23 protein-coding genes are annotated in these 22,108 nt (G+C 69.6%); 14 read left to right on the forward strand and 9 right to left on the reverse strand.

Translation table 11 applies throughout. The features are described from left to right. Positions 1-64 precede the first annotated feature (64 nt). Together C6N31_RS16750 and C6N31_RS16755 are read right to left on the reverse strand one after the other, a co-directional pair. Positions 65-1,294 carry an RNA polymerase sigma factor gene (locus C6N31_RS16750; RefSeq protein WP_198357752.1) on the reverse strand — a complete coding sequence of 410 codons (1,230 nt, stop codon included), beginning with the start codon at positions 1,292-1,294 and terminating at the stop codon, positions 65-67. Continuing rightward, positions 1,291-1,617 carry a YciI family protein gene (locus C6N31_RS16755; RefSeq protein WP_138352403.1) on the reverse strand — a complete coding sequence of 109 codons (327 nt, stop codon included), beginning with the start codon at positions 1,615-1,617 and terminating at the stop codon, positions 1,291-1,293. The genes C6N31_RS16750 and C6N31_RS16755 overlap by 4 nt, the downstream gene beginning before the upstream one ends. 375 nt (positions 1,618-1,992) lie before the next feature. Between C6N31_RS16755 and C6N31_RS16760 the strand changes: the two genes are divergently transcribed. From C6N31_RS16760 to C6N31_RS16790, 7 genes are all read left to right on the forward strand, one after another. Next, positions 1,993-3,393: a PP2C family protein-serine/threonine phosphatase gene (locus C6N31_RS16760; RefSeq protein WP_198357753.1), complete on the forward strand. Its 1,401-nt coding sequence runs from the start codon at positions 1,993-1,995 to the stop codon at positions 3,391-3,393. 33 nt (positions 3,394-3,426) lie between these two features. Next, complete coding sequence (locus tag C6N31_RS16765) at positions 3,427-3,804, forward strand: luciferase domain-containing protein (RefSeq protein WP_198357754.1); 378 nt, start codon at positions 3,427-3,429, stop codon at positions 3,802-3,804. A gap of 294 nt (positions 3,805-4,098) precedes the next feature. Continuing rightward, positions 4,099-6,507, forward strand: coding sequence for a thiamine pyrophosphate-binding protein (locus C6N31_RS16770; protein WP_198357755.1), 2,409 nt, complete (start codon positions 4,099-4,101; stop codon positions 6,505-6,507). A gap of 120 nt (positions 6,508-6,627) precedes the next feature. Next, a complete protein-coding gene (locus C6N31_RS16775; protein ID WP_164292353.1) occupies positions 6,628-7,056 on the forward strand; it encodes a cytidine/deoxycytidylate deaminase family protein in 429 nt (142 codons plus the stop codon). 309 nt (positions 7,057-7,365) lie between these two features. Continuing rightward, complete coding sequence (locus C6N31_RS16780) at positions 7,366-7,878, forward strand: RICIN domain-containing protein (RefSeq protein ID WP_198357756.1); 513 nt, start codon at positions 7,366-7,368, stop codon at positions 7,876-7,878. A gap of 198 nt (positions 7,879-8,076) precedes the next feature. Next, positions 8,077-8,805 carry a serpin family protein gene (locus C6N31_RS45570; RefSeq protein ID WP_198357757.1) on the forward strand — a complete coding sequence of 243 codons (729 nt, stop codon included), beginning with the start codon at positions 8,077-8,079 and terminating at the stop codon, positions 8,803-8,805. A 37-nt stretch (positions 8,806-8,842) separates the two neighbouring features. After that, on the forward strand, positions 8,843-9,229 hold the full coding sequence (locus tag C6N31_RS16790) for a hypothetical protein (RefSeq protein ID WP_138352409.1): 387 nt from the start codon (positions 8,843-8,845) through the stop codon (positions 9,227-9,229). A 28-nt stretch (positions 9,230-9,257) separates the two neighbouring features. Here the strand turns inward: C6N31_RS16790 and C6N31_RS16795 are convergent, their stop codons facing one another. Next, positions 9,258-9,737, reverse strand: a complete 480-nt coding sequence (locus tag C6N31_RS16795) for a hypothetical protein (RefSeq protein ID WP_138352410.1) — start codon at positions 9,735-9,737, stop codon at positions 9,258-9,260. Between the two features lie 312 nt (positions 9,738-10,049). Between C6N31_RS16795 and C6N31_RS16800 the strand changes: the two genes are divergently transcribed. From C6N31_RS16800 to C6N31_RS16810, 3 genes are all read left to right on the forward strand, one after another. Next, entirely contained in the window at positions 10,050-10,463 is a 414-nt protein-coding gene (locus tag C6N31_RS16800) for a VOC family protein (RefSeq protein ID WP_198357758.1), read from the forward strand. A gap of 303 nt (positions 10,464-10,766) precedes the next feature. After that, positions 10,767-11,249, forward strand: a complete 483-nt coding sequence (locus C6N31_RS16805; RefSeq protein WP_164292350.1) for an RICIN domain-containing protein — start codon at positions 10,767-10,769, stop codon at positions 11,247-11,249. Positions 11,250-11,610: 361 nt separating this feature from the next. Continuing rightward, positions 11,611-12,816, forward strand: coding sequence for a globin domain-containing protein (locus C6N31_RS16810; RefSeq protein ID WP_138352413.1), 1,206 nt, complete (start codon positions 11,611-11,613; stop codon positions 12,814-12,816). 144 nt (positions 12,817-12,960) lie between these two features. On the opposite strand, the gene C6N31_RS16815 is transcribed toward C6N31_RS16810, so the two are convergent. After that, positions 12,961-13,836, reverse strand: a complete 876-nt coding sequence (locus tag C6N31_RS16815) for a universal stress protein (protein WP_138352414.1) — start codon at positions 13,834-13,836, stop codon at positions 12,961-12,963. Beyond that, a complete protein-coding gene (locus C6N31_RS16820; RefSeq protein ID WP_138352415.1) occupies positions 13,833-14,891 on the reverse strand; it encodes an alcohol dehydrogenase catalytic domain-containing protein in 1,059 nt (352 codons plus the stop codon). The genes C6N31_RS16815 and C6N31_RS16820 overlap by 4 nt, the downstream gene beginning before the upstream one ends. Positions 14,892-15,146: 255 nt before the next feature. Here C6N31_RS16820 and ppk2 point away from each other — a divergent pair, with 255 nt between their 5' ends. Then, complete coding sequence (gene ppk2, locus C6N31_RS16825) at positions 15,147-15,998, forward strand: polyphosphate kinase 2 (protein WP_244808946.1); 852 nt, start codon at positions 15,147-15,149, stop codon at positions 15,996-15,998. Positions 15,999-16,120: 122 nt separating this feature from the next. Here ppk2 and C6N31_RS16830 read toward each other — a convergent pair whose 3' ends face one another. Further along, positions 16,121-16,576: a universal stress protein gene (locus C6N31_RS16830; RefSeq protein ID WP_138352417.1), complete on the reverse strand. Its 456-nt coding sequence runs from the start codon at positions 16,574-16,576 to the stop codon at positions 16,121-16,123. Positions 16,577-17,524: 948 nt separating this feature from the next. Between C6N31_RS16830 and C6N31_RS16835 the strand changes: the two genes are divergently transcribed. Next, a complete protein-coding gene (locus C6N31_RS16835; RefSeq protein WP_244808945.1) occupies positions 17,525-18,751 on the forward strand; it encodes an ice-binding family protein in 1,227 nt (408 codons plus the stop codon). A 261-nt stretch (positions 18,752-19,012) separates the two neighbouring features. Here the strand turns inward: C6N31_RS16835 and C6N31_RS16840 are convergent, their stop codons facing one another. After that, a complete protein-coding gene (locus C6N31_RS16840) occupies positions 19,013-19,915 on the reverse strand; it encodes a helix-turn-helix domain-containing protein (RefSeq protein WP_138352419.1) in 903 nt (300 codons plus the stop codon). A 140-nt stretch (positions 19,916-20,055) separates the two neighbouring features. Here C6N31_RS16840 and C6N31_RS45180 point away from each other — a divergent pair, with 140 nt between their 5' ends. After that, entirely contained in the window at positions 20,056-20,385 is a 330-nt protein-coding gene (locus C6N31_RS45180) for an MFS transporter (RefSeq protein ID WP_198357759.1), read from the forward strand. Then, on the forward strand, positions 20,367-20,852 hold the full coding sequence (locus C6N31_RS45185) for an MFS transporter (RefSeq protein ID WP_187144706.1): 486 nt from the start codon (positions 20,367-20,369) through the stop codon (positions 20,850-20,852). The genes C6N31_RS45180 and C6N31_RS45185 overlap by 19 nt, the downstream gene beginning before the upstream one ends. Here C6N31_RS45185 and C6N31_RS16855 read toward each other — a convergent pair. Then, positions 20,834-21,358, reverse strand: coding sequence for a GNAT family N-acetyltransferase (locus C6N31_RS16855; RefSeq protein WP_138352421.1), 525 nt, complete (start codon positions 21,356-21,358; stop codon positions 20,834-20,836). The two genes, C6N31_RS45185 and C6N31_RS16855, sit on opposite strands and share 19 nt — an antisense overlap. A gap of 76 nt (positions 21,359-21,434) precedes the next feature. Further along, positions 21,435-22,073 (reverse strand): TMEM175 family protein, encoded by a 639-nt coding sequence (locus C6N31_RS16860; RefSeq protein WP_138352422.1) that lies wholly within the window; start codon positions 22,071-22,073, stop codon positions 21,435-21,437. Positions 22,074-22,108: the final 35 nt, after the last annotated feature.

Raw genomic sequence — 22,108 nt, forward strand, 5'->3', positions numbered from 1 at the left:
ACAGCCCGGGCAGGAGCGACGTGGCCCACTGGCTCGTCACCCGACGGTCACGCCGGAAGCGTCGCTACCCCAGCTGGTCGCGGCGGCGCGTCAGATAGGTGATCTCGGCGGTGTTGCCCGCCAGATCGATGGCCTTGTCGTAGGCCGCGCGTGACTGCTGACCGTAGCCCAGCCGGCGCAGCAGGTCGGCGCGCGTCGCGTGGTAGGCGTGATAGCCCGCCAGCTTGTCCTCGAGACGGTCGACGGCCGCCAGCGCCACCTGCGGGCCGTCGAGCTCGGCGACCGCGATGGCCCGGTTGAGGGCGACGATCGGCGAGGGGTCGAGGCGGACGAGCTGGTCGTAGAGGGCGACGACCTGCGACCAGTCGGTGTCGCGTACGCCGCGGGCGGAGGTGTGCACGGCGTTGATCGCCGCGAGGATCTGGTAGCGGCCCGGAGCCGCACCGGTCGCCAGGCGCTCGCGTACCAGCCGGTGGCCCTCGGTGATCAGCGCCGCGTCCCAGGCCCCACGGTCCTGCTCATCGAGGGCGATGAGTTCGCCGCTTCCCGAGACCCGGGCGGTACGGCGGGCCTCGATCAGAAGCATCAGCGCCAGCAGCCCGGCCACCTCACCGTCCTGCGGCATGAGGGCACGGATCAGGCGGGTGAGCCGGATCGCCTCGGCGGTCAGGTCGTGACGTACGGGGTCGGTGTCGGGGCCGGTCGCCAGGTAGCCCTCGTTGAAGACGAGGTAGAGAACGGCCAGTACGCCGGACACGCGTGCCGGGAGGTCCGCCGCGGACGGCACCCGGTAGGGGATGCGAGCCGCCTTGATCTTGGCCTTCGCACGGGTGATCCGCTGGCCCATGGCGGTCTCCTGCACCAGGAAGGCACGGGCGATCTCGGTCGCGGTCAGACCGCCGACCATGCGCAGTGTCAGCGCCACCCGAGTCTCCATCGCAAGCGCCGGGTGACAGCAGGTGAAGATCAGCCGTAGCCGCTCGTCGTCGATGAGGCCGGGAGGCTCGGGCGGGTCGTCGTACATCAGCTGAGCCTCCTTCTGCTTGTCGACGCGCTTGTTCTCGCGCCGGACCCGGTCGATGGCCTTGCGGCGGGCGGTGGTGGTCAGCCAGGCGCCGGGGTTGGGCGGCACGCCGTCGGCCGGCCACCGCTCGACGGCGGTCGCGAACGCCTCGGCCGCCGCCTCCTCGGCGATGTCGAGGTCGCCGAATCGTCCGGTCAGGGCGGCGACCACCCGGGCCCACTCCTCGTGGTGGGCCCGGCTGATCGCCTCCCGGACGTCGGTCACGCTCACAGGAACGGCCGCACCTCGGTCTTCCGGTTGCAGGCCTTCGACCCCTCGGCCGCCAGCTTGAGCGCCACGTCGAGGTCGGGCGCTTCGATGATCCAGAAGCCGATCAGGAACTCCTTCGACTCGACGAAGGGCCCGTCGGTGAACAACGCCTCCGCTCCGCGGTTGTCGATCACCGTGGCCGTGTCGGGCCCGCCGAGGCCGCCGGCGAAGACCCAGTGACCGTCGGCCTGGAGGCGCTCGTTGAACACGTCGATCGCAGCGTCCTCGTCCGGGGTGGCGAGGTTGTCGGTCGTGTCGGTGATCACGGAAACCAGATACTGCATCTCGCACCATCTCCTGCGCTTCGGCGACGCCCCTCCCGGGCGACCGCTCACCCTTACTACGAACAGCTCCGCCCCGATCCGACACCGCCGCACGGATTTCTTTCACGGGCTTCCCGGTACTTCGGACGGTGAGCGATCCGACTCGGCGAAGCCATCGCTGGAGACCTGCACCAGCGTAGGCACGGCGGGCGGCTTTCGCAGTGGTGCGCGCCGGACCTCGACCCGCCGATCGTGGGTCCCCTGGGGGCTGTGTTGCGTGTGTGACGGCATAGGGTTGCCGGGTGTCGGCTACCTCACAGGGTGCCTGGGTGCGCACGGCGTCCGGGGAACCGATGATTGCTCTTCCGGGACGGGGGCCGGACCAGGGAGGCGAGGGTGCGTTCCACAGCAGCGGGCACCGGCCCGGGCGAAGGTGAGACGGTGCTTGCGTCGGCCTTCGACAACGCCGATGCCCTGCGTGCACTGCTGGCCGACCGGGCGCGGCTGGCGCTGCTGGACGAGGCCACGGAGCAGATCGGGACCAGCCTGGACCTGGACGTCACCTGCGCGGAACTGGCGCGGTTCGCGGTCCCGCGCTTCGCGGACCTGGCGAGTGTCGAGATCCTGCCCCCAGAGGCGCTTCCGGCCGGGCTGACCGTCGGGGCCGGCCCGCTGCGGGTGCGGCGCACCGCCCTGGAGGCGGTTCCGGGACTGCGTCACGGCATGGAGACCCTTGCGCCGGCCGAGGAGTGGGTGCGTCATCTGCCCAGGTGCCCGACCGCGCAGTGCCTGGAGAGCGGCCAGGCCTTCCTGAGCCACGACAGGACCGGCGGACAGGGAGCCGGCGCCGGCGAGGACTGGTCCTGCGAGCTCGGGGGCGGCGTCGGTGCCGCGTCGGTGCTCGTCGTCCCGCTGCGGGCCGGCGGCCGGCTCATCGGTGTCCTGTCGCTGCTCAGATCCCCACCCAGTGCCGCCTTCGACGACGACGCCGCCACTGTGCAAGCGGTCGCGGACCGGGCGGCCCGGAGCATGGACAACGCTCGGCGCTACGCCGTGGCGCAGGACCTGACGATGGAGTTGCAGGGGGCGCTGCTGGCCGACCCGGGCAGCCCGCACGCGAATCTGGAGCTGGCCTCCCGGTATCTGCCCTGCGGTACGTCCGCGATGGTGGGCGGCGACTGGTTCGAGACCATCCGCCTGTCCTTCGGCCGCACCCTGCTGGTCATCGGCGACGTCATGGGCCACGGGGTGGAGACGGCCGTCGACATGAATGCCTACCGCATGCTGCTGCGCTACGTAGCGGCCACCGACCTGCCGCCGCACCGTATCCTGCGGCAACTGGACCACTTGACCTCGCAGAGCGACGCCACCCGCCCCGCCACCTGTCTGCTCGCCCTGGTGGAACCGGCACGTCATCGGTGCACCTTCGCCAGCGCCGGGCACCCGCCGCCCACTCTGCTCCGCCCGGACGGGCCGGCGGAACTGCTGGCCGTTCCCACCGGGCCACCGCTGGGAACGGGTCTGGGCGAGTACCAGGCGGTGGTCCACTCACTGGACCCCGAGCAGATGCTGCTGCTCTACACCGACGGTCTGGTCGAGCGGCGCACCGAGGACATCGACGCCTCCCTTGCCCGACTCACCCGCCTGCGCCGCCCGCGCCCGGGCGAGTCCCTGGAGGACCTGCTGGACCATGTTCTGACCACGGTCGCACCCACTACGCCCGACGACGACATCGCGGTCCTCGCCGCGCGCGTCCACGAACAGCCGGGACCACAGGATGTTACGAGGGCGGGGTAGCGGCACCGGGGGCAAACGGTCGATCATGTGGGCATGGCATCTGCGCGTCGCGCTATGGAAGACCTGATGACGTGGCCGGGCCTGTCCGCGGCCCCGGCCCGGTGCGGTACGGGGACGGCTGTGCTGGCCGACGGGGCGGAGATCGTCCACTTCCATTCCGAGCGACAGGCCGACCTGGGCCGACCGGCGATCGAGCGCCTGCACGAGGAACTGGGGCACTCCACCGCGCTGCGCCTGCTTCCGGGTTCGGGGTGGGTGACCGTGGTGCTGGGGGGCGACAGGGACGCGGACCTGTTGATCACCTTGGCCAGCGTCGCGCTGCGGGCGCAAACCCACCGTGCGGCCGGTGGCGGCGCGGGGGAATGCAACCTGGGCCGCATCTCGATCATCCACACGGGGCACGTCGCGTAACAGGCCACGCCGCCTGCCGGCCGGTCCTGATCAGCGCCACGCCCGCGCAACTCTCAACCACCACCGCCACGCGGCCTGACACCACGCCACGGCCGGGCGGCGCCGGATCAGGACGGCGGTCCGATCCGGCGCCGCGCGCCCGTCAGCTCGACCTCTGCCCGGTGCGGCCCCGACTTGTGTGCCGGGTTGCCTGCTGGTCTCCTGGTCGGCAGCGAACACATACCGTCGTGCCGTACGCCACCGACCGGCGAAGACCTGCAGAACCCCGGCAGAACCCCAGGAGAACCCCCCGCCATGACCACAGCCGCTCCACTCGGGGACCGTGCCGAATCCAGCGGATCGGACCCCTACGGCGTGCTGGGCGAGGTGGAGGACCGCCTGCTCTGGCTGTCCAGCTCGATCGTGCACCACGCGAACCGGGTGCGTCCCAATCCGTCCGGACTCAAGGTCGGCGGCCACCAGGCGTCGTGCGCCTCCATGGTGTCGATCATGACCTCGCTGTGGTTCCGCCATCTGCGCCCGCAGGACCAGGTGTCGGTGAAGCCGCACGCCTCGCCGGTGCTGCACGCCATCAACTACCTGCTCGGCGAGCTGCCGGAGGCGTATCTGCCGACGCTGCGGGAACTGGGCGGCCTGCAGAGCTACCCGAGCCGGTCCAAGGACCCCGACCCGGTCGACTACTCCACCGGATCGGTGGGCATCGGCGCGACCGCGACGATCTGGGGCGCGCTGGCCCGCCGCTACGTCCGGGACGGCGCGGATGCCGGGACCCGCACGGGTCCGGGCGACGCGGCCAGGCCGGAAGCGGAGAGCGGGGTGACCGCGGCCGACGGCGGATTCGCCGGTCGGCAGTACGCGCTGGTGGGCGACGCCGAGTTGGACGAGGGCGCGGTGTGGGAGGCGGTACTCGACCCGGCGGTGGCCGGACTCGGTGAGCTGGTGTGGATCGTCGATCTCAACCGCCAGTCGCTGGACCGCGTCGTGCCGCTGGCCACCGCGGACCGACTGCGCGGGATGTTCGCGGCGGCCGGCTGGCAGGTCCTGGAGGTCAAGTACGGACGAGCGCTGGAGGAGCTGTTCGCCCGGCCCGGTGGCGACGCGCTGCGCGCCCGTCTGGACGCGATGACGAACGCCGAGTACCAGCGGCTGCTGCGCTGTTCCGCACTGGAGCTGCGCAGCCGCCTGCCCGGTACGGGACCGGGTGCGGCCGGGATCGCCGAACTCCTCGCAGAACTGGCGGACGAGGAGCTCGTCACGGCCGTCCGGAACCTCGGCGGCCACGACCTGGCCATGCTGGACGCCGCTCTGTCCGCGGTCGACGACACCCGGCCGACGGTGATCCTGGCGTACACCGTCAAGGGCTACGGCCTCCCGGTCCAGGGCCACCCCCAGAACCACTCCTCACTGCTCACCCAGGAGCAGATGGACCAGCTGGCCGAGCAGTTGGGCTGCGATACCGCCCGACCCTGGGCGGACTTCGCGCTCGGCTCCGCGGCGGCGGGGCTGTGCGCAGAAACGGCCGAGCGGCTGCGTCGCGACGCCCCGGTGCTCCAGCCGCCGCCCGCGCTGCCCACCGACATCGGCCGCACCCCCACGGGCTCCGGCACCACCCAGGCGGCGCTCGGCCGGGCGCTGCTCGATCTGACCCGGCAGGCGCCCGAGGCCGCCGCGCGGGTGGTGACGGTCAGCCCGGACGTCAGCTCCTCCACCAACCTGGGCGGTTGGGTGAACAAGGTCGGCGTGTGGTCGGTGGCCGAGCGCACGGACTGGTTCGCGGACGACCCGGAGACCATCCTGCACTGGCGGGAGAAGCCGACCGGCCAGCACATCGAGCTGGGTATCGCGGAGACGAACCTGGTCGGTCTGCTCGGCGAACTGGGCGCCACCTGGAGCCGCTGGGGCCGGCCGCTGCTGCCGATCGGCGTGCTCTACGACCCCTTCGTGCAGCGCGCCCTGGAACCGTGGTCGTTCGGCATCTACGCCGGCGGCCAGTCGATCCTGGTCGGCACGCCGTCCGGGGTGACGCTGGCGCCGGAGGGCGGCGCCCACCAGTCGATCACCACGCCATCGGTGGGCCTCGAACAGCCCGGTTGCACGACGTGGGAACCGGCCTTCGCCATCGACGTCGAGTGGGCCCTGCTCGCGGCGCTGGCCCAGCTGGGCCGCTCGGACGGCGAGTCGGCGTATCTGCGGCTGTCCACCCGGTCCGTCGACCAGTCGCTGGCCGCGGTGCCCACCGATCCCGCCGCCCGGGAGCGCCGCCGCCGGCAAGTGGTGGCCGGCGCCTACCCAATGCGGCGCGTCGCGGGCGCGGAGGTCACCATCGCGGCGATGGGCGCGATGGTGACCGAGGCCCTGACCGCCGCGGACCGGCTCGCGGCGCAGGGTGTCGCCGCGGACGTCGTCTGCGTGACCAGCCCCGACCTGCTCTTCCGGGCGCAGGGTTCCCGTACCGGACAGGACCCGGAGTCCGCCGACTGGATCCTCGACCAGGCCTTCCCCCGCGCCCGTGCGACCCCTCTGGTCACCGTGCTGGACGGCCACCCGCACACCCTGGCGTTCCTCGCCACGATCCACCAGGTGCCGGTACGCACCCTGGGCGTGACCCGCTTCGGGCAGTCCGGCTCCCTGGAGGACGTCTACCGCTACCACGGAATCGACACCGACAGCATCATCCGGGCCGCCCTCGACCTCACCCGGTAGCCCGGGGCCCGCGGGGACGGGCACGCCTTCGCCCTGCACAATGCTGATGCCGGCTCCGCGCCATCGTCAGCCGGGCCAACGTCGTATGACACCGCATGACACCGCATGAAGGCAGAGAAGATGACCCCACAGACCGACCGCGTCGACCATGAACTGATCGAGGCCGCGGCGCACGTCGCGGCCACACGCTGCCGGGGCGACAACCACACCATGGCGGCTGCGGCCCGCGCCCGGGACGGCCGGATCGTCACTGGGGTGAATGCCTACCACTTCACCGGCGGCCCCTGCGCAGAGCTGGTCGTCATCGGTGCCGCGGCCGCGCAGGGCGCCTACGAGCTGGACACCATCGTCGCCGTGGGAGACCGCGACCGCGGAGTGGTGCCTCCGTGCGGCCGCTGCCGCCAGGTCCTTCTCGACTACTTCCCGGCCCTCGACGTCATCGTGGGCACTAGTGACGGCCTCCGGACCATCCCCATCACCGGCCTGCTTCCCGAAAGCTACATCTGGTCGGACCACCAGCTCGACGCCGCGCACAGCGCGCAGCCGTAGGTTCATATCGGGGCGTCCCGACGGTGCGAAGGGCCTTCGCAGGCGAAAGCCTGCGGGGGCCCTTTCTGCGTTCCCGACCTCGGTCGGTGTCGTGAATTGTTCGCTCGTGACAGTGATTCCGGTATCGATGGTGCTCTGTCCGAGAACATCCAGGATCGTCCGAAAAGCTGCTCGACCCAGGGCGGAACATCCGAGAGTTTTGGCATCGAAGACGGAAGCCGGCTTCTCCGAGTCATCACCTGATCTACGGACAGCAAGGATCGGCCCGTAGCCACCACACCAGTGGCATCAGCGAAGGAGCACTTCATCATGGCGTGGAATCACGTCCAGCGTATGGCCGCCCTCGCGGTCGGCGTTGCCTCCCTCATCGGGGGCGGTCTCGTAGCGGCCGCACCGGCCGGCGCTCAGGTCAAGCTCGTCGGCCCGGCCGTCGCGGTGGCCGGCGGCTACTTCGTCAACGTCGACAGCGGCAAGTGCCTGGACGCCGTGTGGAGCCATAGCAACGGCACCTCGGTGACGCAGTGGGACTGCTACGGCGGCGCGACTCAGCAGTGGAGCTGGAACGGCCAGGAGATCGTGAACACCGACAGCGGCAAGTGCCTGGACGCCGTGTGGAGTCACAGCAACGGCACGGCCGTGACGCAGTGGGACTGCTACGGCGGCGCTACCCAACTGTGGACGCTGCGGCTGGTGAACGGCGGATACGAGGTCGTGAACGTGGACAGCGCGAAGTGTCTGGACGCCGTGTGGAGCCACAGCAACGGCACCGTCGTGAACCAGTGGGACTGCTACGGAGGTGCGACCCAGCTCTGGCACGGGTGACAACCTGAGCAGTGGCCGTCATCGGTCGGCGACCGATGACGGCCACTGCGCGTCGCTGTCGAGTTGACGTCCCGCACGGCAACGGGGCCGACTTCAGCACTCGGCCGGCCATGCCCGTAACCTCGTCGGGAACGCCAGGGAACGCACTGGTATGCCACGAAGTCGGCCCCTTGTGGAGCCGTCGGCAGGAGGGCTGTTGTGCGAACGGAAACCGGCGCCGCCGGGGCCATCACGGCCCTGGGCGAGTTGTGGCTGGAGTTGCTCTTCGATGATCCGGTGGTCCGTGGTGCCAGGGCTGACGTGATGTGTTCGCCTGCCGGCGTGTGGCTGGCGCTGGCGGCCCTGGAGGCCTGCGCCGATGGGACGACCCGCACCGAGCTGCGGGGGGTCGTCGGCCCGGTCGGTGCCCGGAACGCGGAAGGTGCCGCGGTCCACGCACTCGGACGGGAGGGTGCGTTCATCGCCTCGGCCAGGATGTCGAGCCGGCTTGCGGCACGGCCGGGGTTCCGTATGGCGTCGTACGCGATCGAGGTCGGACAGCCCGGCCTTGACGACCTGCACGGGCTGCACGGGCTGCACCGGCGGACTCGCGGTACGGACGGCCTGTTCGGCCAAGTGGCAGAGTGCGCTGATCCCGCACTCTGCGCCCTCCTCGTCAGCACTGTCGCGCTGCAGGCCGACTGGGAGCGGTCCTTTGAGCCGTCCTTCACCCGTGAGTTCCCCTTCACCGATGCGGAGGGCGTGACGCATCGGGTACCCGCCATGGTCGCGGAAGTACCGGTCGAGGACGCCTGGACCGTCGAGCGGCCGCACGGCCGGGTCACGGTGGTCGAACTACGGGCGCGCGGCGGATCCATGGGTGCGGAGCCCGCCACCCGGCCGGCCCGGTGGACGGCGCTCGACAGACTCAGGTCCATGACCTGCTGAGCCCCGCTTGCCGTGCGCGCTGAGGCATGATCGTCCGATGGACACCAACGACGTGCAGTACCGGGCCTACTTCACCGACCCGGACGCAGCGCCCGGCTCGGACGAGAGCGAGACGGAGATGCGGGTGGAGAGCTGGAGTGCGGATGGCCTGGCTCTTGTGCTGGACCAGGAGGAGGGCCGACTGGTGTCCGCCAAGGAACGCCCCGGCTTTCTGCGGGTGGAGCGGCACGACGAGCCGCAGGTGCGCGGTGTGATTCCGGGCGCCGGCTGGAAGCTCGGACAGAAGGACGGCCTGTCCCTGGGCACCCCGGTGGTGGCGTTCCTGGTGTACGACGGGTACGTCCGGCCGATCACCGGTCTGCCGCCGACGGGAACAGGGAGGGTCTCGCGGGAGACCCATCAGCTGGTCCAGCACAGGGAATAGCTCCGGCCCGCATCACCGATGGGTCACGTCAGTCGGGCTGCGTCCAGCGCTGCAGTTGCAGCTTTGCTGCGTTTCGAACGCGGCGGGTCCGTCCGTGTTCGGCCAGCAGGCTGAGGGCCTTGGATGAGGGCGCGATCTGCGTGGTTGCGGCCATGCGCTGGCACCAGTCGGACGCCCTGGTGAGATCCTCGGCGGCCCACGGCCTGCCCAGGGCGATGGTTCTGAGCAGGGTCCACTCGCGCAGGCGGCAGGCGAGGAAGTCGCGGTCCGCGATCACCTCGGTCAGGGTCTGGGCCCAGGCGGTGAAACGGGGGTCGGGCAGCAGGTCCGCGGCCCGGCGGTCCAGATGGCGGCCCACCGCGCTGTCCGCCGTCGTCGCGTCCTCGTCACGCAGGACGGTGGCCACCAGGCCGGCCTCGTCCGGCTCGGCGACGGCCTCCAGGGCCTGCAGGTAGCGGGCGAAGCGCTGATGCTCGGCGGGCTCCTCATCGGTGTGGGGGCCGGTCATGCCGCGATCCCCTCCGTCCGTCCAATCAGCCGCCGCGCGGCACCGGCCGGGTTCAGGAAAACCAGCGGCGTGCCGGCTGCTACCCCTTGGTCGACGACACACTATAGGGCGTTGCCTTGGCCTCCGACGGGGCATTAAGGTCGGCCGGGTGACTGCCGGGTCGGCCTTGGGCCATACACGAGTGAGGCCCCCGGCCTCGCCCTGAGCACCGCGCGGGCAAGAAGCCCGCCGCCCTCTCCTTGTCTTCCCTTCCGGCGCCCTCTCGCGGCGCCCATCTCAGTGGAACCCAAGACTCGGAGAGGCACTATCAGAATGTCGCACGACCAGCAGCAGCCACCCACCACAGCCGTCCAGCTCAACCACACTGCCGTGTATGCCACGGACCGGCAGTTGTCGGCCGAGTTCATCGCCGAGATCCTGGGCCTGAAGGTCAGTGCCCCGCTGGGGCCGTTCCTTCCCGTCGACCTCGGCAACGGCGTGACGCTCGACTACTACGAAAAGCGCGACGAACCGATCCAGTCGCAGCACTACGCGTTCCTCGTGCCCGACGATCAGTTCGACGCCATGATCGCTCGCCTGAAGGCGATCGCGGTCACCTACTACGCCAACCCCGACCACACCGATCCAGGCCGTATCAACCGCCTCTTCGGCGGCCGCGGTGCGTACTTCGCCGACCCGGCCGGCCACAACATGGAGATCATGACCCGGCCCTACGCCCGGCGTTGAACCAGCCGCATCCGAGATGCGACCGACCCTCAAGATCAACACCTGGCTTGAGGCCATGTAAAGTTCCGGTGAACGACGCGTGCGTATGGCGAGTCAGCCCGAAATACGCGCTCGTCCAGGGGGTACTCCACAGGGCCAGCGGTCCCGAACGTCATGGTTCGCGGGCCGGACTCTCGTGCGCCCAAAAACAGACACGCATGCCGGTGGCGGACGTCCAGACCCGCATCTGCTCCCGGCGGCGGCGTCACAGAACGGGACACCATGCCGGCCGTCGGGCCGGAGAAGACGATTAAGGAACAGAACGTGATTCGCAAGGCTTCCGCAGTGCTGCTCGCGCTGCTCACCGTGCTGGGCTGTGGCGTTCTCGCCACCGGTACCGCCAACGCCGCCGGTGACCGGCTGTACAACCTCGGGAACTGTGCAACTCCCGAGGGCAACAGCACGTCCAACGGCGCTGTCATCACCACCTGGTCGTGCACGGGCAGCAACCTGCAGAACTGGCACTGGGTGGAAGGCTTCATCGTTCACGATGTGAGCGGCAAGTGTCTGACGCCGCGCGGCAACGCCTCGGGCACCAACGGCGCCGTGCTCACCCTCTGGACCTGTGACTTCAACTCGCTCAACAACCCGCAGAGGTTCAACGGGACCAACGAGCGCACGTGGACCGTCACCGGCGGGAAGTGCCTGACCAACAAGGGCGGTTCGCTGGCGAACGGCACGTGGCTCACTCTGTGGACCTGCGCAGCCGACTTCAACAACGGGCAGGCGTGGGGCCTCGTCCGCTAGTGGGTCGGTCGCCTCTCAGCGGCCGACATCCTGACTGACGGACCGACCGCCCACGGGAAGTGTTTGCTCTTCCGGTGGGCGGTCCGGTTCTTCGCGGCGATGCGGCTCATCCTGGCGAATGGCCGGCCCGACGCCGAGTGCGATCCGCGAGGGCCGGATGGGCTCTTCCGGAGGGCCGTTGGGTCCTTGTCGCCTTGAGGTCTCTCCGGACCATGGTCCCGATCTGGCCGGTCAAGGGTCCCCAGTCTGGTTCGAGTGTCCGATTCGGCCGTAAAAGGCATGATCTCTGGCTGCTATACACGGGTCTGTTGCTCCCCGGGCCCGGCTCGTTGCCGTGCCCCAACGACCTCAGGAGGTCACGGTGCTCTCTGCCGAGTCCGCAGTACTGGTACGCGCCACCCTGCCCGCGGTCGGCGGCGCGTTGGACGAGATCACCACCCGCTTCTACAGCGCCATGTTCAGCGAGCGGCCGGAACTCCTGGACGGGATGTTCAACCGGGGCAACCAGGCCAGCGGAGCCCAGCGCCGGGCCCTTGCCGGATCGATAGCGGCCTTCGCCGGCGCGCTGCTCGCCGATCCGGACGCCCGGCCGGATGTTCTGCTGAACCGCATCGCACACAAGCACGCCGCGGTCGGTGTCACGGACGACCAGTACACGATCGTCCACAAGTACCTGTTCGCCGCGATCGCGGAGGTGCTGGGCGAGGCCGTGACCCCGGAGGTGGTCGCGGCCTGGGACGAGGTGTACTGGTTGATGGCCGGTGCACTGATCGTCCGTGAGACGCGCCTGTACCAGGGCGCGGGGGTCGAACCCGGCGGCAGCTGGCGGCAGTGGCTTGTCGTGGAGCGCCGCGAGGAGACCCCGGACACCGTGTCGTTCCTGATACGTCCCGCCGACGGCGCCGCCGCCCCGGAGGCCCTGCCCGGTCAGTACGTCAGCGTGCGGATGACCATGCCCGACGGTGTACGCCAACTACGCCAGTACAGCCTGTCCGGTGCCCCCGGCGGCGAGTCGCGCCGGATCACCGTGAAGCGGGTTCAGGAGCCGGGTGCCCCGGACGGGGAGATGTCCAACCTCCTGTACTCCACGGTCGTCGCCGGCGATGAACTCACCTGCTCGGCACCCTTCGGGGAGGTGGTGCTGGAGGAATCCGACCGTCCGGTCGTACTGGTCTCCGCGGGCATCGGCACCACACCCCTGATGAGCATGCTCGAACACCTCTGCGCTGCCGGTGCGACCCGCCCCGTCCTGGTACTGCATGCCGACCGCTCGCCCGCCGACCATCCGCTACGGGACGATCTCCACCGTTGCGTCGAGAGCCTGCCGCAGGCCCGCGCACTGGTCTGGTACGAGCGCCCGGATCCGGTGCAGGCACCCGGGGCCCGGGCCGGTCTGATGGACCTGGACGGCGTGGACGTCCCGTCCGACGCGAGTGTCTACCTGTGCGGACCGCTACCGTTCATGCGCGTGATACGCGGCCAGCTGCTCCGCGCCGGTGTGGCGGCCCGGAACATCCACTACGAGGTCTTCGGCCCCGACCTGTGGCTGGCCGACGGCGATTTCTAGCCTCTCCGGCACGGGGCCGGTCCGGTGCACCACCGCGCACACGGCTCCGTGGGATCCCATCCGAGGGGTACAGCGTCCGACGGACGGAAAGGGCCGGCCTGCGGGCCGGCCCTTTCCGTCGATGCCCCGCTCAGCGGCCCCGGCTCAATCGCGCGGGGAGACGGGCAACGAGCCTTGTGGTGTCTCGGGGACGAGCAGGACCGGGCAGTGGGAGTGGTGCAGCAATGCGGTGGCGACCGGGCCGAGTTGAAGTCCCAGCAGGCCCGGTCTGCGGTGCGCGGTGACCACGATGACGGCCGCTCCGCAGGTGGCTTCCAGCAGGGCGTGTGTGGCGCCGGACCTTACGGTGCGCGTCTGCACGGGAACCTGCGGATACGTCTCCCGCAGGGGTGTCACGACGTGGCCGGGTACCGCCTCCTCCGTTCGCGCCCGCCGGACGATGTCCTCCTGAAGGTGGCTGGTGGGTACCGGGGCGTATCCGACGGGCGGCAGGTGCCGGTAGGTCCAGGCATGCACGACCCGTAGCGGCGCCGCGCGCCGGGCCGCCTCGGCGAAGGCGTACCCGGCGGTGTCGGTGTCGGTGTCGTCCTCCAGGCCGAGCAGGACGTCACCGCCGGGTCCTGAACTGTCGTGCCACGCGGTGTGGTCGCCGCGGACGACCAGGAGCGGGCTCTGGGTGCGAGCCGCCACCCGCAGACTGACCGACCCGAGCAGCCTCCCGGCGAACCCGGGCAGATCACGGGTGCCGACGACGGTGAGGGCGGCGTCCCGGCCACGGCTCACGATGGCCTCGGCCGCGTCGCCGACCACTGCCGTAGTGCTCACCGCGAGCGCCGGGTAGCGGTGGCGTGCCCGGGTCACGGCCGATGCGAGAACCGGTCCGGCCTCGTCGAAGCCGGGCACGGCATAGACGATCTCCAGACCGGTGGCGCGCCGGTCCGCCTCCGCGGAGGCCTTGTCGAGTGCCCGCATCGCGACGACGGAGCCGTCGACGCCGACGACGACATTGGCAGCGGTCATGTCCGGTCCTTCGTGGGTCCGCTGCTGAGTACGACCTTCAGAGCGCCGGTGTCGGCGGCCCGGGAGAAGACGTCGTACGCCTCCTCCATGCGGTGGAGCGGGAAGTCGTGCGTCACGAGGGACGATGTGGGCAGCCGTCCGGCGGTCATCATCCGTAGCAGGGCGGGGGTGGAGTACGTGTCGACCAGTCCGGTGCGGATCGTCAGGTTCTTGCTCCACAGGGATTCCAGATGGAGTGTCGCGGGCTTGCCGTGCACCCCGACGTTGGCCACCCGCCCTCCTGGGCGTACCATGCGGGTGCACATCTCGAAGCTGGCGGGCACGCCCACGGCTTCGATGACCACATCGGCCCCCAGGCAGTCGGTGAGGTCCGCGACCAGCTGTTCGGGGTCCTCCGCGGCGCTGACCACTGTGTCGGCGCCCATACGTTTGGCGGCTTCCAAACGGGCCGGCACGAGGTCGACGGCGATGGTCCTGCCCGGCGAGAACAGCTGAGCCGTGGCGATCGCGGCAAGTCCGATGGGGCCTACGCCGACCACGACGACGGTGTCGCCCGGACCCACCCGCCCGTTCAGCACGCCGACCTCGTACGCGGTGGGATAGATGTCGGCCAGCAGCACGGCATCCTGGCTGTTCACCGTGGCGGGCAGCGGGTGCAACGACAGGTCGGCGAACGGTACGCGGACGTACTCGGCCTGCGTGCCGTCGACGGTGTGGCCGAGGATCCAGCCACCGCCGCCGAGGCACTGCCCGTACGCGCCCTCCCGGCAGAACCGGCAGAGTCCGCAGGCCGAGATGCAGGAGACCAGGACCCGGTCGCCGGGCCGGACCGTACGTACCCCGCTGCCGACCTCGACGACCTCACCGACGGCCTCGTGGCCGAGGATCGTGCCGGGCAGGACATCCGGTACGTCGCCCTTGAGGATGTGCAGATCCGTACCGCAGATGGTGACGGCATCGACACGGACGATCACATCGGCGGCGTCCTGGATCCCCGGGTCGGGAACGTCGTGCCACGCGGACTGCCCCGGGCCGTGGAAAACGAATGCCTTCATGGCCGTTCCCTTCACCGAATGCTTCTTGCGGCTTCTGCGGCCGTCTGCTGCTGTCTGCGGGCTTCCCGCCGGGGACCCGGCCGTAGGCCGGCCGGTGGGGCCGGTGCCCGCCCCGCAGCCCCTCAGGTACAGCCTGGCCCGGCACCAGTGCCGGCCGCTTGGGCCACTCGGACCCGGTACCGGGGTCCAACCGGCCCGCATCGCGGAAAAGCCATAGCGTGGACCCCCAGTACCCGCTCTCTGATGGAGGCCGCCGTGGCATCCGGCAAGAAGTCCCGAACGAGTGCCCCACGTCAGGAGCGGCTGCCGCGGCGGCTGTACGAGAGCGAGCTGCTCAGGCTGCAGACGGAACTGGTCAAGCTGCAGGAGTGGGTGCGTGCCGAGGGCGTCCGGCTGGTCGTGGTCTTCGAGGGACGTGACGCGGCCGGCAAGGGCAGCACCATCAAGCGCGTCACCGAGCGCCTCAATCCGCGGGTCGCCCGGATCGCCGCGCTCCCCGCGCCGACCGAGCGCGAGCGCACCCAGTGGTACTTCCAGCGCTATGTCGAGCAGCTGCCCGCCGCCGGGGAGATCGTGCTGTTCGACCGCAGCTGGTACAACCGCGCGGGGGTCGAGCACGTCATGGGGTTCTGCACCAAGGAGGAGTACGGACGCTTCCTGCACCAGTGCCCGATCTTCGAGCGGATGCTGGTCGAGGACGGCATCCTGCTGCGCAAGTACTGGTTCTCGGTGAGCGACGCCGTGCAGGAGGAGCGCTTCCGTGCCCGGCTCGAAGATCCCACCCGGCGCTGGAAGTTGTCACCGATGGACCTGGAGTCCGTCACCCGGTGGGAGGCGTATTCGCGGGCCAAGGACGAGATGTTCGTGCACACCGACATCCCCGAGGCGCCCTGGAACGTCGTCGCCAGTGACGACAAGCGCAGCGCGCGGATCAACATGATCAACGATCTGCTGTCGGCGATCCCGTACCGCGAGGTGACGCGGCCGACGCTGGAACTGCCCCAGCGCCCGCCGTCCACCGGCTACGAGCGGCCGCCACGCGATCTCCAGACCTACGTATCCGACCACGCGGCCGCCCTGGGGCGGGGCGAAGGGGGATCCGGCTGAACCGGCGGCGCTCCCTCGGCTGAAGGCGGGATCCGGCACTCGAACGGGCTGGGTACCGCCGTCTCGCAGGCTGGAGCGGCGGACTCCTTGAGCGTCTGTCATAACGGTGGTCGGCGGACACCTCACTCAGGAACGACGACGACCGGGCACGGTGCGTGCTGGACACAGTGCCGGCTGACCGAGCCGAGGAGGATGCCGGCGAAGGTGCCGTGCCCCCGGCTGCCCACGGTCAGCAGCTGCGCTCCGGCCGCGGCCTCCAGGAGCACCTCTGCCGGATGCCCCTGCACCACTCGGGCGAGTACCTCGACGGGCCGGTCGACCTGTCCGGCCACGTCGGCGATGGCTGCGTCGAGGTTCTTGCGGACGCTGGCCGGGATCTCACTGATGTCGATCACTCCGGGCGCCCAGCCATAGCTGTAGACGTAGGTGTCGGGGTTCTGCCATGTGGTGATCGCCTCAACGGTTGCGTCGGTCAGCCGTGCGTAGGTCATCGCCCATTTCAGCGCCGACTTGGAGCACTCCGATCCGTCGACTCCGACGACCACGCGTCGGGCAAGTTCCGGGGTCTGCTGCGGCATGGTCGATCTCCTGGGGGTGAGGGCGACCGGCCCGGCTGGGCCGGGCGCGGTCTGTGTGCGGGGGAGTGCGGGGTGCGCTTCCGGTCTCAATATGCTGTCCCGGGATCCGGGACCGCAGGGGTCCGCAGTCCCGGCGATCCGGGCCGAACGTCCCTATTTCGAGGGCCCGTTCAGCCGCTCGGTGACGTTCACGCCGCGCTCTGCGGTGCTCAGGTTCGAGGTGCGGTTCGTCGTCACACCGGACGTCGGCCCCACTCGGGAGCGGTCAACGCCCAGGCCCTTTCCCATTCCGTCATGCGCCGCCGATCGGCACCCCGGCGGACCAGTCCGCGCACCATGACGATCGCGAATGCCGCGCAGCCGGCGCCCAGCGCACCACCGACCAACGTCATCGACATGAGCTCTTCGCCAGCCACGGGCGCCGGGACCTGCCGTCCCGTGCGATCCAGCCACACCGTGGCCCTCGAACCGCGCAAAGTGGAAGTCGGTATGGCGCGGTAGCGCGTATCCGACACCGAGGTCGCCGGTGGCCGGCGGACCGGCTCCGTTCCAGCGTGCAGGCCGTGAATCCGCTGGGGGAGGGGCCGCAGGGCCCTGCCAAGGGCCCGACCGGCCCCATGAAGCCGGCTACTCACGTAGCAATGGGCCGCGCTCCGCCCGTCCGACAGCGTCATCTGCCCCGGCGGGATGGCGGCCAACTCGTTTCCTGCGCTCATATATCCGCTGATAAAATTACCCCGTTCATGGAAGGAGATCGTGCGCTTATCGCAGCGCACGGTCGCAAATGGGTGGCATTCCTCGATCACCCGAATGCGCCGCATTCCGGATTACGTGACTCCGTAATATGCCGGTGACAGAAGTCGGCGCCTCTGTTTGTCGAAGAAGCACCGATTGCGCCACTACCCCCACACAGGAGTTGGCCCCTCGATGACCCTGAATGCCCCTGTAGTGCCCAATGCACGTACCCTTTCGGCCTGGATCGCGGCGCTGGTCGCGGCGGTCATGGCCGCACTGATGGTCGCCATGACGTCGAGCCCGGCCCAGGCCATCGCCACACCCGTACCGCTGGCGACGGCGGACAGCTTCGCGGTGTTGTCCGGTGAGTCGGTCACCAACACCGGTCCTTCGGTGATCACCGGAGACCTCGGAGTGGATCCGGGTACGTCGATCACCGGTTTTCCGCCCGGCCTGGTGAACGGAGTTCAGCACTCCCATGACGGGGTGGCGCTCCAAGCCAAGAGCGACCTGGTCGCGGCCTACAACAACGCCGCCGGTCAGGCCACCAACGGTGCCCTTCCCCCGGACGCCGGCGGCCTGAGGCTGGTCCCGGGCGTCTACACCGCTTCCTCCACGCTCCACCTGACCGGCACCCTGACCCTGGACGCCCAGGGCGACCCGAACGCCGTCTGGGTTTTCCAGGTCGGCTCCGGTCTGACGACGGCGTCCGCCAGCCGCGTGCTCCTCGTCAATGGTGCCGCACCGTGCAATGTGTTCTGGCAGGTCGGAAGTTCGGCCACCATCGGCACCAACTCCACCTTCGTGGGCACCATCATGGCGCTGACGTCGATCAGTGTGACCACGGGTGCGAGCATCGACGGCCGGGCGCTGGCGCGCAACGGCTCGGTGACGCTGGACACCAACAAGATCACCCGGGCCACGTGTGCGGCCGGCACCGCGGGTGGCGTGATCACCGGTGGTACCGGCGTGATCGCCGGCACGAGTACTGGCGGCACCGCAACCGGCGGAACCACCTCGGGCGGCCTGATCGCCGGGGTGACCACGGGTGGCACCAACGGCGGTCTGCTCGGCGGCGTCCTGACCGGTGGTGTCATCGGCGGCACTCCCGGCGGTCTCATCGCCGGTACCACGGGCAGCGCCTCGGTGGGCACCACCGGTAGCCCCACGGCGGGTACCACCGGGAGTCCCACGGCAGGCACCACTGGCGGCTATCCGGGTGGTGACAACGGAGGGAACAACGGCGGAGAGACCGGCGGCTATCCCGGTGGTGACAACGGCGGCGAGACCGGCGGCTATCCGGGTGGTGTCAACGGCGGCGAGACCGGTGGCCATGGCTACGGTGACCAGCCTCAGGGTCACGATGACCAGGGCCGGCCGCACGACGTGCACGGCGGCTACGGCGCCGATCACGAAGATCAGCACAGCGACTACGCATAGCACCGAGGCCGGGCCGGGCAGGTGATGCCCACTCGCCCTGCAGATCAGCTAAGTTGCGGCTGATCCCGCATCCAGCGGAGCGTTGAGTTCTCGGAGCGGTCGTCCGTACGGGCGAGTGGTCCGGGCGGCGCGCGGCGGATCGTCATCGATTCCGCCGCGCGCCGCCGGCGCGAGCAGGTGCCTTCGGCAGGCATGGACGCAATGGGACACCACGGGCGGGATGCAAAAGGTGTCGATCGTCAGCTTCTTCGCCGCTGAGCCTCAGGGCGGTGGCGGGACATCCTGATGTGCGGAGTCTCCGAACTCCGCTCCGATGTACGACTTGATGACATCAGTGATGAGCTGCCCGGAAGCTACCGGGTCCAGCGCCCTGGCCTGCAAACTCTCATGGATGACGGCGTAGCGCTGCACGTCGAGGGGTTTCTCCAGGTAGAGATCGCTGGTCAACCCTTCCAGGTACACAACGCTCCGGTCCGAGTCATCCGCGAACTCGATGATCGAGAACTGCCCCGCCATGCCAGGATGCGCTCCCAACTGGTGCGGGATGACCTGCACGGTGATGTGCGGGCGACCACCGAGGTCGAGCAGTCGCTCCAACTGCTCCCTCATGACCTCGGAACCGCCCACGACGCGCCGCAGGGCCGACTCGTCCTGCACGACCCACAGGCGCAACGGGCGGTCCAGCTCGTCGACCCGCCACTGACGGCGCAACCGAACGTGAACCCATGTGTCGATCTGTTCTGCCGTGGCGTGCGGGATCGTTCCTGCAATAACGGCCCGGGCGTAGGCCGGAGTTTGCAGCAGTTCGGGAATCACCATGGATTGGTAACAGCGGATGGCCACGGCGTCGGTTTCGAGGTCGATGTAGACGCTGTGCGGGATATCGCCGTACTCCTTCCACCAGCCTACTTGACCGGATTCCTCGGCCATCCGCATCAGAGCATCGACAACCTGCGGATCCTGAACCCCGTACACCTCGCAGAGATCGCGGACATCACGTGAGTTGACTCTGCGGCGGCCATTCTCCAGAAGGCTGATCTTTGCTTGCGAGACCAGTAACTGCTTTGCCACTTGCTGGGCTGTCAAACCCCTGCTCTTTCGAAGCGCGCGAAACTCCGATCCCAGTCGGCGTCTTCCGACAGTGGGATTGACGTGGGGCGACACAGGACAACTACCTCCGCTACAGAACATGGGACCAGCCGCTGGGCAGCCGCATCGGCGACCGCTGAGCGATCCGCCTGCAGATTAGGCGGTCAGGGCTGCAGGAACGATCATCTTGCGGCGTGTCTCCTTCCAATGGGTGGTTGACAGCGCGTCGTGCCCACCTTCCCGTCGGGGACACCGCGATCCTGATCTCCTGCCTCTACCTCACCAGCGCGCCGGCCCAGCCCGCCGCCGGGCGCCTCGCCGAGGAGTTCGGGCCCCGGCGGGTCTTCGTCGCAGGCATCGTGCTGAAGTTCACGGCCGGGGTCGTCGGATCGTCGGCCCACTCGCTGACCGCGCTGATCGTGGCACGGGTGCTGATCGGTGCGGGCACCTCGGCGGGAAATCCGGCGGCGATGCTGCTGATACGCCGCCGCGCCGAACAGGCCGGGCACGAGGCCCCACCACGGGGGTGCTCGGCGGACTGTTGATCACCGGCGCCGCCACCGTCGCGGTCGGTCCCGCCCTTGGCGGGCTGCTGGTCGCCTGGGCGGGCTGGCGGAGTGCCTTCTGGATCAACATTCCGGTCGCGGCCGTCACTCTGATCCTGGTGCTGACCGGGATCCCACGGGACGCCGACCCCGTGCGTCCCGGCTCGCCGCGCGCTCTCGCCTCCCGCGTCGACTGGCTCGACATGCTGGGCTTCGGCGGCTCGCTCGCCGCCTTGATGATCTTCCTCTCGGCGCTGCCGCACCTGGACCGGCCCCGCTCGCCGCCGCCCTCGTACTCGCCGCTGCACATCAGCGGCGTGGTGCTGACGACGCTCCGGCAGGCGGCCGACGAGGACTACCGCCTGTTCGTCCTGGCCGACGCCACCGCTGACCCCGGGACAGGATCCAGTGCCGGGCGCAATGAAAGGCTGTGGCGTGGTCCGATTGGTCACGCAGGTGCGGCATAGCAATGGACCGTCACCGTCTGGGTCGGACTCCACTGCTGATCGACGGTGGCCAGCAAGCTCCAGCCCAGGCGTTCGTACAAGGCTGCGGCCGACGTGTCGGAGGCCAGGACGTCGAGGATCGGATGCAGGGCACGCTCGTGGGCGTCCTGCACGGCCCGCTCCATCAGCAGTGCGCCGATCCCGTGGCCACGAGCGGAAGGCGAGACGAACAACCGGCTGATCACAGCGGTGTCCTCGACGTACACACCCTCGCGGCGGCTCCACAGGCCAGGTGCCGCATCTCCCGCCCCGCTGCGGGACAGACCGATGTGACCGACTACGCGCCCGTCCAGTTCCGCCACCCAGGCAGCCAGCAGTGCAGGCTGCATCAGCCACTCGCCGGGACGGTCGGGCCAGTTCGCCGGATAGCCGTCACCGGAATGGACCTCGGCGAGCACCTCGACACAGTCATCGAGATCAGACGCCTCGCGCTGCCGAATGCGGCAGGTCGAAGGTTCACCGGCCATAGGAACACCCTGTCGATTCACCGAAGCATGAAAGCACATCACGCGACGACGGGACCGACAAGCCGGACCGGGTGATTCACCGTTCGGGGCGTCTGCGGTGGTAGTGGCCGAGGATGTAGTGGGCGGGGATGAGCGTGATCCAGAACCACATGGCTGCTGCCGTGTTGACGAAGGCCAAGGGAACGGAGAGGCCGAAGATCAGCACGCTGGAGCCGAGTTGGGCGGTGAAGCCTCGGCGGGCCGCGGCCGCGGATGATGCGGCGGAGGGGTGCACTTGGCGTTGTGTGAGCAGCAGCAAGGTTGCGTGCACCGCGTGGATCGCGGCCAGAGTGCCCGCGTAGAGGGCGACGGTTTCGGGCTGAGACGCGTACTCGGCCAGGAGCGCGGTGGGGAAGGGCAGCAGGGCGACCAGGCCGAGGCCGAGGAGGACCAGGCGGGTGATCACGACCGTCTCGGTGGGCAGCGCGGTGAGGATGCGGCGGTGGTCACGCCAGAATCCGGCGATGAGGCTGAAGCTGAGGGCGAAGGCACCGACGTTGGGAAGCGCATCGCCGAGCGCCTTATGGAACGCGGCGTCCCCCAGATGCGCGGGGATCGCCACGTTGATGACGAGCAGGGTCATCGCGATGGCATAGATACCGTCCGACAGCGCGATCAGGCGTGTCGCGCCCAGGTCGCTCTCGTGCGGGTGCGTCGCTGCCACTGGTTCCGTCATGTCGACGACAGTAGGGCGCTGTGTCCTGGTGGTAG

Origin of the sequence: Streptomyces fildesensis (assembly GCF_016107395.1) — a bacterium.
Lineage (GTDB): Bacteria > Actinomycetota > Actinomycetes > Streptomycetales > Streptomycetaceae > Actinacidiphila > Actinacidiphila fildesensis.